Annotated in this window: 14 protein-coding genes; 3 read left to right on the top strand and 11 right to left on the bottom strand. The window is 42.6% G+C overall.

The window, feature by feature from the left end; all coding sequences use genetic code 11:
* Positions 1-4 precede the first annotated feature (4 nt).
* Positions 5-1,393, bottom strand: a complete 1,389-nt coding sequence (locus SNE_RS08100; protein ID WP_013943913.1) for a dihydrolipoyl dehydrogenase — start codon at positions 1,391-1,393, stop codon at positions 5-7.
* Between the two features lie 37 nt (positions 1,394-1,430).
* Positions 1,431-2,093 (bottom strand): hypothetical protein, encoded by a 663-nt coding sequence (locus SNE_RS08095; protein WP_013943912.1) that lies wholly within the window; start codon positions 2,091-2,093, stop codon positions 1,431-1,433.
* 164 nt (positions 2,094-2,257) lie between these two features.
* Between SNE_RS08095 and SNE_RS08090 the strand changes: the two genes are divergently transcribed.
* Complete coding sequence (locus SNE_RS08090; RefSeq protein WP_013943911.1) at positions 2,258-2,755, top strand: hypothetical protein; 498 nt, start codon at positions 2,258-2,260, stop codon at positions 2,753-2,755.
* 191 nt (positions 2,756-2,946) lie between these two features.
* Positions 2,947-4,461 carry an MFS transporter gene (locus SNE_RS08085; RefSeq protein ID WP_013943910.1) on the top strand — a complete coding sequence of 505 codons (1,515 nt, stop codon included), beginning with the start codon at positions 2,947-2,949 and terminating at the stop codon, positions 4,459-4,461.
* On the opposite strand, the gene SNE_RS08080 is transcribed toward SNE_RS08085, so the two are convergent.
* The 7 genes from SNE_RS08080 to SNE_RS08050 form a co-directional block, all read right to left on the bottom strand.
* Positions 4,433-5,374 carry an alpha/beta fold hydrolase gene (locus SNE_RS08080; RefSeq protein ID WP_013943909.1) on the bottom strand — a complete coding sequence of 314 codons (942 nt, stop codon included), beginning with the start codon at positions 5,372-5,374 and terminating at the stop codon, positions 4,433-4,435. The genes SNE_RS08085 and SNE_RS08080 overlap by 29 nt on opposite strands.
* Positions 5,371-5,808, bottom strand: a complete 438-nt coding sequence (locus SNE_RS08075) for an NUDIX hydrolase (protein WP_013943908.1) — start codon at positions 5,806-5,808, stop codon at positions 5,371-5,373. The genes SNE_RS08080 and SNE_RS08075 overlap by 4 nt, the downstream gene beginning before the upstream one ends.
* A 106-nt stretch (positions 5,809-5,914) precedes the next feature.
* Positions 5,915-6,358: a hypothetical protein gene (locus tag SNE_RS08070; protein ID WP_013943907.1), complete on the bottom strand. Its 444-nt coding sequence runs from the start codon at positions 6,356-6,358 to the stop codon at positions 5,915-5,917.
* Positions 6,359-6,411: 53 nt separating this feature from the next.
* Positions 6,412-6,741 (bottom strand): hypothetical protein, encoded by a 330-nt coding sequence (locus SNE_RS13080; RefSeq protein WP_148258991.1) that lies wholly within the window; start codon positions 6,739-6,741, stop codon positions 6,412-6,414.
* Positions 6,742-6,803: 62 nt separating this feature from the next.
* Entirely contained in the window at positions 6,804-7,208 is a 405-nt protein-coding gene (locus SNE_RS08060) for a hypothetical protein (RefSeq protein WP_013943905.1), read from the bottom strand.
* An 81-nt stretch (positions 7,209-7,289) separates the two neighbouring features.
* Entirely contained in the window at positions 7,290-7,808 is a 519-nt protein-coding gene (locus SNE_RS08055) for a ClbS/DfsB family four-helix bundle protein (protein ID WP_158307227.1), read from the bottom strand.
* Positions 7,786-8,592, bottom strand: coding sequence for a nucleotidyltransferase family protein (locus SNE_RS08050; RefSeq protein ID WP_013943903.1), 807 nt, complete (start codon positions 8,590-8,592; stop codon positions 7,786-7,788). The genes SNE_RS08055 and SNE_RS08050 overlap by 23 nt, the downstream gene beginning before the upstream one ends.
* A gap of 77 nt (positions 8,593-8,669) precedes the next feature.
* Between SNE_RS08050 and SNE_RS08045 the strand changes: the two genes are divergently transcribed.
* A complete protein-coding gene (locus SNE_RS08045) occupies positions 8,670-9,776 on the top strand; it encodes a hypothetical protein (RefSeq protein ID WP_148258990.1) in 1,107 nt (368 codons plus the stop codon).
* Here SNE_RS08045 and SNE_RS08040 read toward each other — a convergent pair.
* Both SNE_RS08040 and SNE_RS08035 read right to left on the bottom strand, forming a co-directional pair.
* Positions 9,773-10,183, bottom strand: a complete 411-nt coding sequence (locus SNE_RS08040) for an EVE domain-containing protein (protein WP_013943901.1) — start codon at positions 10,181-10,183, stop codon at positions 9,773-9,775. The genes SNE_RS08045 and SNE_RS08040 overlap by 4 nt on opposite strands.
* A gap of 3 nt (positions 10,184-10,186) precedes the next feature.
* Positions 10,187-11,287: an aminotransferase class V-fold PLP-dependent enzyme gene (locus SNE_RS08035; RefSeq protein ID WP_013943900.1), complete on the bottom strand. Its 1,101-nt coding sequence runs from the start codon at positions 11,285-11,287 to the stop codon at positions 10,187-10,189.
* Positions 11,288-11,306 lie beyond the last annotated feature (19 nt).

Here is an 11,306-nt window from a genome sequence, read left to right as displayed (position 1 = left end):
GTCATCAATGATTTTGGGTTTTATGGATCTCAAATGCCTTACGGGCTGCATTGCGGACGATTTCGGGAAGAGCGGGGTGGATATAGATCATTTTGAGAAGATCATGTAAGGTTGCGTCCATTTGAATGAAGGCGATTAACATGTGAATCATGTTCGAAGCTTCTTCTCCGATGATTTGAGCGCCTAGGAGTTTAAGGGAGTTTTTCTCAAAGAGAAGCTTGACGAATCCCGTTTTGGGCATGAGCGCCATTCCACGAGCACTGTCCTCGTAGGAATTCTTCCCCACGATGTAATCGACATTCTCCTCTTTCAGCTCCTTCTCTGTTTTCCCAACCCCTGCGATTTCGGGGTGTGTGAACACAGCGTGGGGCACAGCCTTGTAGTGAATCGGCTCATCCGAAGGGTTTTCAAATAGGGTGCGAAACAAATACTCTCCCTCAAAATTTGCAGAGTGGCGGAACAGGTAATTTCCGACGCAATCGCCAAGGGCCCACACGTTTTTTTGAGTCGTGCGCAAGTGGTCATCGACGAGAACAAATCCTTTTTCGTTACACTTGATTTTTGTTGCCGACAAGTTGAGAGAGTCGGTCCAGGGTTTAATCCCAGTTGCAACTAAAAGGGCATCTCCTTCTGCAACTTGCTCTTGCCCATTTGCATCGAGATACCGGACAGAGAAAGTGCCTTTGTTATATTTAACTTCTTGAAAATTGCATTTGATGCGCAAGTTCACTTGTTTGGCAAAAGCTTCTTGAAAGGCTTCACGGACGTCGTCATCTTCATGGCGCAGGAGTTTGCTACGAACCAAAAATTCAATTTTGGTTCCGGTTGCTGCGTAGAAGTAGCCGAGCTCTGTTGCAATGTAGCCCCCACCGAGCACAATCAATTTTTCAGGTTGCTCGCGATGACGCAGTGCTTCTTGATAGGTCATGTAAGGAGTTCCTTTCAAGCCTGGGATATTAGGGACGGCAGCTCTAGCTCCTACGGCGATAAAAATCTTATTGGCCGAAATAGTTTCGCTTCCAACTTGCAAAGTCATTTCATCGACAAACGAAGCTTCTTCGCGGTAATAGTCGATATTAGGCTCGTCGTCATAATAAGGGGCAATGCTGTCTGATTCTTTATCAATTGTGGAGCAGACTCGATCGACTAAATGGGAGAAATCGACTGTATACCCACCATGAACGTAGATTTCAAACCGTTGACAATCTTGAATGAGAGAAGAGAGTTGCGCTGTATGGATAAGCATTTTTGAGGGGATGCAGCCACGATTGAGACATGTACCTCCAAGGGGCCCTTTTTCAACGATGGCAACTTTCTTGCCTAACTTTGCCACAGGGCGGACGAGTTTGGTTCCACTACCAGACCCGATTACCAATACATCATAATGTTTCATAACTTCATCTTACGAATCCGGTCCCATTCCTGGCAAGTTAGATTCGATATCCCAATACCCAACCGTAAAGGGTGTTACCAGTTTTGGTCCAACTTCCCTCTTTTTGAAAATACGTACTTAAATGATCTCGAATGTGGTAGTAAATAGCATTTGTATTTTTGGTTATCTCAATATTTCGTATATGACCAAACAGGATGTCAGCAGACTTTGAAACGTCTTCTGGAAGATTTGGGAGAGCTTTCACAAAAACCAGGCAAGCAACGAGTTGACCATATACTCTTAAAGGAATGGCTTCATGTTTTGTATAGAGTGTGAGGTTAACGTCTCTTAACGTTTTTCTTATCGCAGTTGCGAACTCGGCAGGTGTCAATAGAGGTCCGCTTGTGGCAATTTTCTCGCAAGCACTAGCAGCTGCTTGCAAATTCCCAGTATTTGTAGAAAAAGTTGTCAAATGGTCTGAGTAGGAATCGTGTGGAAGCAAATTGCAAAAATAATGCATTCCATCAAGGACATCGGCCTTAAAATCTGAGGAATTTAGTCGGACTCTACCTCCCTCAAGGTAGGGGTAATCATAGGTTTTTCCAGGGTTTAGTAGGCTCTCAAGATCTGTAAAGCCTTGGGCTACGGAAAATTTTGGAGGTTCTACAGAGGAAGTTCCTTGGGTGCCATCTATTGCTTTAATTTTTAAATCGCTCGCCATCTTAAAACTCCTTAAGGATCAAGATTTTCATAAGAAGTTTATGTAAAGGAATTTTTAAAATACAACAAATTTTTTTTAATCTTGCTGAAGGTCACTTTTTTTCAGTTTATGATTTTTGACTAATCGGGTATAATTTGTTATAGATATTTTTTGAGTAGGTAGTGATGAAAGGACTTTTTAAAGCTCTATTTCTTTCCGGAGCACTCATAAGCGCTCCCATGTTTGCCGATACGACACCTGAAGAGAAACAAGGGCATGAGCTCTGTCTCTTTGCCCAAGATGTCTTCAATGCACTCAGTAGCGTGAAAGAGCAAAAGCAGATTTTAAGCTATGAGAATTCTCATGATCCTGTCATTCAAAACCTCGCTGAAAAATTTATCGCATCTTTTCAAGAGGGTGCTTCTCCTGAGGACCTACAGACAGCTGTGTCCGAACTCGGGCGTCTTTTAAAGTGTTCGGCAGATGAAGATTACCGATTGCCCTACACACTCCATCGGAAAGAGCTTCAAGAAAAAACGGCTCTTATGGAGAAAACCCTCAAAGGTTCTCTTCCCAAGAATCCCAATTATCACAAGCTCATGATCGAGTCGCTAGCAGATAAAAAGTGGGATGTTGCTCTATACGCGTATCTAAAAATCGCTGAAGAGCGCTGCGCGGATTAGGACATGTGATCACCTTGTCTTAGGTATTTCATCGTTGTCCTGCTTTATGAGCCCATAAGGAATTGCCTGAATCGGATATCTTGAACTTTTCTCATTGAAAGATCTTCTTCAACTTATTTTACTTGATGACAAGTAGTCTTTACAAAATTTCTTTTTTCACTATGGTGGAGGAAATGCGCTGTAGGTGAGAGATGAAAGAATCGGCATATCGATTTTGGTCGAGTTTAGGTATCGGTTTAGGGGTTTTGGCGGGTGCTATGGATTGGGCCATTGTCCAAAATGCCCTGCCAGCGATTCAACGAGATATAGGAGCTTCGATTAGCAGTCTTCAATGGATCATGAATTCTTTTGGCCTTTTCATGACCTCTCTTCTTGTGACTATGGGACGACTCGGTGATGTATTTGGGCGGCGCAGGATTTTTAACATTGGGCTTTTGATTTTTGCTCTATCTTGCTTAGGTGCAGCTTTATCAACGACTCCTTTTGCGCTCATTGTTGCGCGGGCTTTTCAAGGAATAGGGTTTGCCATGTTAATGCCCACGTCGCAAGCGCTGCTCACCCATGCTTATCCAGAAAATGAACATGGAAAGGCAATGGGGATTTGGGCGACTCTCGCAGGTGTCGGGCTTGTATTTGGTCCTGTTTTGGGAGGGATCATTGTTTCGCTTCTTTCTTGGAATTGGATTTTTTACATCAACATTCCCATTGCTTTAGCAAGCTTTGTCATTGTTAGAGCTGTTGTTGAAGAATCGCGTAACGAAGAGCATCCTCCTCATCTCGATATTAAGGGAATTGCTATTTTCATTTTAGCTTTAGGATCGCTCATTTTCGCGATCATCGAAGCTCCGTTATGGGGTTGGAGTAGTCCAACGATTCTTAGCTGTTTTGGGGCTGCTGTTGTCTTGTTTGTTATCTACTATTTTGTCGAAAAGAAAACCGATTTACCTCTCATCCAATTTTCTTTTTTTAAAAATCGGCAGTTTACCGCAGGGGCTTTAACCATTTTCTGTGGTTGCTTCATGTTTTGGACAACGTTTTTCCTCATGCCCCTCTATCTTCAGAATTTTCGGAATGAAACACCGTGGGTTTCCGGCCTTGCACTCCTTGCTGCAGGGATTCCCTTCACGGTGGTCTCTCGGTTTGCAGGATCTGCAGGAGACCGGATTGATAAAAGGTGGCTGATTCCAAGTGGAATGCTGCTCGTTGTCATCGCAGTCTTTTTCTTTGCATGGATTGGACCTTCCATCTCTCTTTTTTGGATCTGTCTTTTGTTGGCAATTTTTGGAATGGGTCAGGGAATTCTTTGGTCCCCTGGAACATCACTTGGGATTTCGGCTTTGCCGCGCAGTCAAACTGGCGTAGCTTCAGGAGCTATTACGACTATCCAAGAAACAGGAGGGTCAATCGGGATCGCTATTGCTGGAACAATTTTTACTATGGCAGAAATGGGCCGCTTTCAGGAACTTTCGACGAAGCATCAGCTCAATATTCCTCCAGTCATGGCAGAAAAAGTGAAGGCGCTTCTCTCTGCTCCAGAGAAACTTCATGCTTATTTAAGCCATCAAGCTCCGCTCTTGCAAGACAAAGTCATCACAGCGTTTAAAACATCATTTCTGCATGGGTTTCACTCAGGAATGATGATTGCAACGTTTGTTTCTCTTGTTTGTTTGATCTCTATTATCTGTCTCTTAAGGAAGAAGACTTGATTTCCTGAATGTAGAGAGGATAGAGGGTTTCATGAATCCCATGTCCCATGTTGGGAATGAGTAGCAATTTTGAACCTTTAATCTCATCAGCAAGAGCCTGCCCATGATCTGCAGGAAATATAGGGTCAACTGTTCCATGAAAGATAACCACCGGAATTTCAAGATCGCAAAAAGCTTCGCGTACAAGATTTTCAGAGAGCATATTGGCTTTGATGTGATTTGCCAATACTTCAGGGTGGCGCATCCGCTTTAAAAATTCTGCTTGGAGCTCTCTTTCCCGCTTTTCATTAAACGGGAGGTGCGAGCTAAGTAAATACTGCCACGTTTTAACGCGAGCTTCTAACATCTCTTCTTGTGTTTCAGGTGGGTTTTCTAAAAAGAGAGCCATGATGTCCAAATATTCTTGAGTGGGCGTTGAAAGAAGTCCTTCTTCAGTAGGCTTTTTTTCCAATGCTAAGTTGAGAGGGCGAAAGTCTGGAGAGGTGGAAATGAGGGCAATGCTTAAGATTCTTTCAGGCTGTTTCTGCGCCATTAAACCTGCAACCGGCCCTCCCATAGAAAGCCCAAAGAGGTGCGCTTTTTCAATCTTCAGGTAATCGAGGAGATGGAGGGCATCAATCGCGATATTCCCTAAGTCGTATGGGTTTTTCTCAAAATCAAAACAAGTCGAAGCTCCTGTATCTCGGTGGTCGTAGCGAATGACATAGAATCCTTCAGCTGCAAGTTGCTCACAAAATTCTTCTGGCCATAAGATTCCCTGACAACATCCGCCCATAATTAGTAGCATGGCAGGGTCTGTAGGCTTGCCAAAAGTCTCGTACCAAATGTCGATTCCTGATGTTTTTGCAATTTGGCCTCCTGCAAAAAGAGGAAGCATCAGTAAAGATAGAAAAATTGAAAGAAGCTTTTTCATAGGTTCCACCCAGATTCAGAATAAAAGGATTTTTTTTCGATGGCCCTCAGTGCATCATGGACATAGCCGATGAGGTTTTTAGGAGGGGAGCGAAGTGAGAAAAACTTGAGCTCCGCGCATTTGTGAGGCTCTCGGTTTTGAATCTCTCCGTCCCAATTCGTGCATTCGAAGAAGATGTCTACATTCAGCCGACCAGATTGACGGTGCATGATATGAGCTACCCGCAAATTTTCAGGCTTGAGGCGTATTCCCGCTTCTTCATAAGCTTCTCTTATCATTCCTTCAGTTGCGGGCTCATCTGCTTCCACATGTCCCGACACAAGTCCATATTGATTGTCCATGAAGCCGGTATTTTGACGGAGAAGCAAAAGGACTTCCTCGCCCCTTCTTAAGACCAAATAAACGCTGACTGCGGCAGTTGTACGTGTTGTCATCTAGTTAAATAACCTCCGTTAATTGGAATATCTAAGAAAACCTGCACGATTCCAAGGCCAATTCTTCGGGTGCCAACAGTAATAATGGTAACTTTTTGACTCAAGTTTAGCCTCCAGTTATGAATCGAAGAAGAAAGAGGGTTGCGTATCCCCATGCAAGTGCCAAAGCCATGAATGGAAAGATGAGTCCAAAAACTTTCCAGTGAGATTGTCTTTTCCCAATTTTGCAGTGCTTTTCAATTAAGGACTTTTGGGATTTTCTGGCAATTTCCATCATTACAAGCATATACGAGACGGGGATCACCACTCTTGGAATTTTTTCGAGGGCAGTTTCCGGAATGAAGCCAATCACGAGAAAGAGAAGTGTGGTGAAAAGAGCGCCCCAAAGGAGAGTTTTTTTTGCAGCAGACTGATTTTCAAAAACCTTGTAGTTTTTGCTCATCAAAAAGGCACCAGCAAAAGGACCTCCCCAAAAAGCCATAGCACCTATTTGCCCCACTGTCCAAACTTTTTTGGGGGAAATTTCAATTGTTTCTATTTCATTTGTCATACTTAGACAATTAAAGCACGAAAGCCCCGTTTTTCTTCAATCAAATTTAGACTTCAGAAGTTTCTGTGGTGGTGCGACCAAAAAGATCTTGATAATTCGGGCATCTTCCTTCTGAAAAATAGAATCCAAATGCTGAAATCACACTGATAGCGCATCCAAGTGGAACTGTATAGAGCATGAGGTGAAAGGCGAGGGGAGGTGATAAGAATATTGAAGGCAGAATCCATACGTCCATCGGTGACTGTATTGACCAATATTCCAGCAATGATAGCTTTGAAAACATTACTACCGGCGGTTAAGAGCACTATAGTTGGTGGAGAAACCGCGACCAGTCCTCCAATATAAATTCCTGAAATAGCTGTTTGACCTATGGGTGTAGTCATAGATTTCTCCATTTTTTGGAAAGATCATATTATGAAAGAACATAAAATTTAAGGAACGATTGTCATAAAATTTGCTTTAAAGCACCTATTTTTTTGAGCCTTTCTTCTGTTTGAAATGCTTCGCTATATGGCAATGCTGCTTCATAAAGGGTGAGACATCGTTCTTCCATTTGAGAATCGGGAACCCCCTTGTCTCGGAGAATGCAGCTTTGTTCATAAAGAAGATCTGCAGCGATGAGGCACCGCTCGGCCTCAAGAAAGCCATCAGCACCGGTGAAATGATCGAGCAGCCACTCCGCATCTCCCATGAGCAAAAGTTCCGGTTCAAGCTTGAGATAGAAGCGACTGGCAGCTGCGAGTTTAACCTCGGCTTCTTCGTATTTTTTTTCCCGTCTTAAATTGGCAACAGCAAGTAATGCTTGAACAAATTGCTGAATGATACGCATGACATAATCGCGCTGAAACATGATTTAACCTTCATCAGAATGATTAATGACCAAATTTTATGAAATTTAGTCATTAAAAAGGCTAAATTTATTGAAATTTTCTTATTGCTTCTTGAGAGAGGGGAGGCTTTTGATGAGTAGATAGGCTCTATGATAGGGGGATTTCGTATTGACCGAGACCCATTTTGAAAGAGGCCATTTTTTCCCAGAGGGAAGGGTGCACCAGTCCCAGATGCCCACTTTTTCTATGTTTTCTGTTTGAGACTCATACTCAACGAATACGATAATCTTTTGTACGAGTTCATTTAGAAACTTCCGTTGAGCAGAAAGGTTTTCGAAGCAGTAGGCCTTAAAAAAATGTTTTGCAAGCCCTTGATAATCCCACTTAGTGAAGCCTTCTCCTGGCATTTGGATACTCTTCTTTTCAATGCCAGATTGATACCACTCAAGAAGAAGCTTACTCCAACCAATTTGATAGGCAATGAGATCGACAACGCTAATCTTCAAATTCCCAAACATAATTCTCTTATCATGTATCTGGCTTGGTGGAATTTGAGTAAGAAGCTCGTCTAATTTCCGATATGCTGATTCGATCTCTTCAGACAGTTGGTACATTTGCATGGATAAGTTGCTTGGTTTCATCGAGTAATTGCTTCACAAATTGACTTTTTAGAAATTTTTTTAAATCCTTTTTGTGTGTTAGCGGAAATGTTACCTGTTTTAAGCATTTGTTGATTTCTATCCTCTCAGGGTAGTACTTGAGGAAGGTTGCAACGGACAATTCTAAATCTCTTGTGAATTTTTTTTCTCTTGGAATCAAGAGATAAAATCCAGCGCGAATGAGGTTTTTCATGATTTTTTTGCACCAAAATGCAACCTGATTGGGCTCTTTTTCAATTTTGCTTAAAACTTCATCGATATCCGACTGCAAATGCTGAAGCTCTGTTAGAGCTAGAGCGTAATCAGGACGAATCGGTGGGATCGATCTGGCCAAGTTATCGCCCCATAAACAAACGCTATTTAACTTCAAGATAACTTGGTATTCGGAAAGACTGTCAGTTTGCATTAAATCATTCCATTTCCAGATTTCTAGTTGAATATCTGAGACAACTGGATACTGACTTTGCAGAGTTTTTCCTGTATGGCTTAACCACGAAGTGTCTAAGTCATGATCTTTTTTTAGAACAGCAAATGTATCCAAATCAGAAACTTTTGAGATGGCAGTACCTCTTGAAATAGAGCCAGTTAGATAGAAACTATGAAGAGAGGAACCTAAATGGTCGATACAGGTGTTCTTAACAGCTTCGATCAAAGGGTTAAATTCGGGAGAAATACATTCTACGCCGGCATCATTTTGAAGATAGCCATTTTGATCGAGCTTCCAAAAACGCCCCTGAGTTTTCATGATCTACTCTATATTTTTGCTATGAAATTTTAGAAAAGAACGAGATTTTAAAATAGCGAAATTTTACCATGGTTTGCATGAAAAAAATAGTTCTTCTCCTATCTTTGATTTGCTTCGCTTCCCTGGGAGTTTTTGCCTTTAAGAACCAAGCTTCTTTAGAGGAGACTGAGTTGCCAATCACCCATCTCGACACCTCTGATCGTGAAGATGCAGATTGGGTCTTTGAAACTATCGTTGATGGGAAAGAAAGGCGCTTCTATGTCTATCAGTGGATCATCAAGGCACTTACTCAGCCTGAAAACGTCTCGTTTAATTTAACCGATTGCGATGATCAGTGCACTGAAGGGTATGTGATGAGCTCGGTCTATCTAGGCCAGTCGAAAGAAGGAGTCCACCTCTTATTAGCATTAGATCGGGACAACTGGAAACATGTGCTTCTTTTTTTTGAGATATTGAAAGGGGAAGGGGTTACGTTAGATGGCACTGCGGAAGAGAAATTTACATTTTACCAAGATCAAGTCCTTCTTAAAAAGGTGGGGTGTATTCCTCTTCCAGGGTATATGCATGAAAACGACGTTGCAATTGAGGGAAAAACGCTCAGGATTCTCCAGGAAACATACGATCTTGATTTAACTCCCCCCTCAAGGCCCAGTCTGATCAAGGGAAAGTTACCCTTTCACTTTGATTGCGCACCCTATATTAGTCCTCGATTAATCGACGATTTTTCTTCGAGCATGCGTACCGGAGGATCGGTTCTCATTGCTTGTGATCTGGAGAAGGCTCAACAAGCTCCTATCTACGATTTTTTAGGGAATGGGTTGACAGCTAAATATGGGCAGCTTTGCGAGTATAGCTATGAGGGGAGAACCAAAAATGGGGTGCACATTGTTCCGTCTTATTACTATGACTGTCGTCCCATAAGAGGCTACCACTTTATGTTTGTTTTTGAAAGAGATTATGAAGTTGTAGCTGACTGGAAGAATAAGACGTTTAAACGGAACAAAAAGCGAATTCTAATCAAGAAAATGGGTGAGCTTGACCTCTACTATTTAAAATACTTCAAGATCAGTGATGACACCATTTTCTATACAGATAGTTTTTGGGAGAATAAGCCTTATGTTGTTACAGGGCCGGTTGAAGAGGTAGAATATCAAAAAGAAGTCAAACTTAAGCTTGCAAATTAGAGTTGCATGGCTTTTGAAATCGTGGAAAAATCTTCAGGGCAGATTTCAATAAGGCCTCGGCGGAGTTGCATTCCCCAGCTTTTATGCTGCGTTAACTCCAATTGATCCATTAAATCAGCTATGGGCACGTCCTGAGAGGGAAAGTAGTCGATATCGATACGATAGGGGTGAAAATCTGGAGTCATTTCGACTTGATAGACTTTTCCCGTTTTGATTGTTCCAATTGCTGTAAAGCATTTGCAGAGATCTTTCCCAAAGAGAGAAACACGGGGAGAGTAATAGACAAACCCATCTCCAGTGACCATTTTCATCAAAGGCCCCTTTTTCCCATGGCAAACTTGTGCAAAACCACCTTCCATTCCTTTTTGGACATGTTCTTTTGAGACGACCCCAAGCCAATAACGCATGAATTACCTCCTCAGCAGTTTTAGAAGTTGATCGAGTTCTTCCTGGTAATTATAGAAGTGAGGCGCAATTCGAATCAATCCTCCTCTCAAAGTGACGGTGATTTGGTTTTTATCTAATGAGCTTTGTAAGTTTAAGTGCTCTGGAACTTTGACTGTGACAATCGCCCCTAGTTCTGTTTGATTTGAAATGAGAGAGGGAAGATGTTCGAGGAGGTAGGAGGTATGCGATTGAATACGTTTGAAGATAAAGTCCCAGCCGATCTGTTTGAGCTCGTTTAGGGAAGCATTGAGCCCTGCAATGGAGACAATGTTGGGAAGGCCTGGTTCAAAACGGGCTGCTCCGTCGGCAAAGTCGAGCTTTCTCGCTTCAAAATTCCTAGGGTCTTTCACACTTGTCCAGCCAACAAGAGGAACGTGGAGTTTTTCAATGAGTTCTTTCCGGATGTAGAGATAGGCGCAGCCAAGGGGACCGAGTAACCACTTTTGCCCCCCTCCCGCGAAGAAGTCGATAGGTTGTGACTTAAGGTTGAGAGGAAATGTGCCAACACCTTGAATTCCATCAACGCAGCTGATGATTTCCCTTTTTTTACAAAACTCTCCAAATGCTTTGAGATCAATTTTTTTTCCTGTGAGGTAGCTGACAAGACTCACGGAAATCAAGCGGACCTTCGAGAGATCTTGCTCTGACAAGAACTCAATGAGGGAACGGTCAGATGGAAGATCAAAGAATGTGCAGTCGACACCTTTGCTTTGAAGGTTTTCCCAAATGTATCGATTGGACGGAAACTCATTACGTGGGATTAATACCCGCTCACCTGGTTTGAAATTGAGACTATTTGCAACGAGGCTTAAAGCTGTTGAAGTGTTCGGGGTGAATGCGAGCTCATCGGTCTGACACCCTAAGAGCTCTGCGAGGAGTTGTCGCGTTTCTTCAGTGAGCTTAGCCCAACGCATAGCATGCTTGGCAAAAGGCTCTTCCATCTCTTGGCAGTATAATTTCATTTGCTCAATGGTGGCGTATGAGATGGGGCAAGTGGCGGCATGATTGAGATAGATGCCCTGTTTCAAGACGGGAAACTGCTTTCGAAGAGTTGTAAGATCCATAACCGAAGAATAAGCGTAA

Source organism: Simkania negevensis Z (assembly GCF_000237205.1).
GTDB classification, from domain to species: domain Bacteria; phylum Chlamydiota; class Chlamydiia; order Chlamydiales; family Simkaniaceae; genus Simkania; species Simkania negevensis.
The sequence above is the reverse complement of the archived record's forward strand: the minus strand, read 5'-3'. Positions and strand labels throughout refer to the sequence as shown.

What these genes read in the sequence shown, in the direction of transcription:
- SNE_RS08100 (WP_013943913.1), bottom strand. Translation starts at nt 1,393, where the DNA reads ATGAAACATTATGATGTATTGGTAATCGGGTCTGGTAGTGGAACCAAA.
- SNE_RS08095 (WP_013943912.1), bottom strand. Translation starts at nt 2,093, where the DNA reads ATGGCGAGCGATTTAAAAATTAAAGCAATAGATGGCACCCAAGGAACT.
- SNE_RS08090 (WP_013943911.1), top strand. Translation starts at nt 2,258, where the DNA reads ATGAAAGGACTTTTTAAAGCTCTATTTCTTTCCGGAGCACTCATAAGC.
- SNE_RS08085 (WP_013943910.1), top strand. Translation starts at nt 2,947, where the DNA reads ATGAAAGAATCGGCATATCGATTTTGGTCGAGTTTAGGTATCGGTTTA.
- SNE_RS08080 (WP_013943909.1), bottom strand. Translation starts at nt 5,374, where the DNA reads ATGAAAAAGCTTCTTTCAATTTTTCTATCTTTACTGATGCTTCCTCTT.
- SNE_RS08075 (WP_013943908.1), bottom strand. Translation starts at nt 5,808, where the DNA reads ATGACAACACGTACAACTGCCGCAGTCAGCGTTTATTTGGTCTTAAGA.
- SNE_RS08070 (WP_013943907.1), bottom strand. Translation starts at nt 6,358, where the DNA reads ATGACAAATGAAATAGAAACAATTGAAATTTCCCCCAAAAAAGTTTGG.
- SNE_RS13080 (WP_148258991.1), bottom strand. Translation starts at nt 6,741, where the DNA reads ATGACTACACCCATAGGTCAAACAGCTATTTCAGGAATTTATATTGGA.
- SNE_RS08060 (WP_013943905.1), bottom strand. Translation starts at nt 7,208, where the DNA reads ATGTTTCAGCGCGATTATGTCATGCGTATCATTCAGCAATTTGTTCAA.
- SNE_RS08055 (WP_158307227.1), bottom strand. Translation starts at nt 7,808, where the DNA reads ATGCAAATGTACCAACTGTCTGAAGAGATCGAATCAGCATATCGGAAA.
- SNE_RS08050 (WP_013943903.1), bottom strand. Translation starts at nt 8,592, where the DNA reads ATGAAAACTCAGGGGCGTTTTTGGAAGCTCGATCAAAATGGCTATCTT.
- SNE_RS08045 (WP_148258990.1), top strand. Translation starts at nt 8,670, where the DNA reads ATGAAAAAAATAGTTCTTCTCCTATCTTTGATTTGCTTCGCTTCCCTG.
- SNE_RS08040 (WP_013943901.1), bottom strand. Translation starts at nt 10,183, where the DNA reads ATGCGTTATTGGCTTGGGGTCGTCTCAAAAGAACATGTCCAAAAAGGA.
- SNE_RS08035 (WP_013943900.1), bottom strand. Translation starts at nt 11,287, where the DNA reads ATGGATCTTACAACTCTTCGAAAGCAGTTTCCCGTCTTGAAACAGGGC.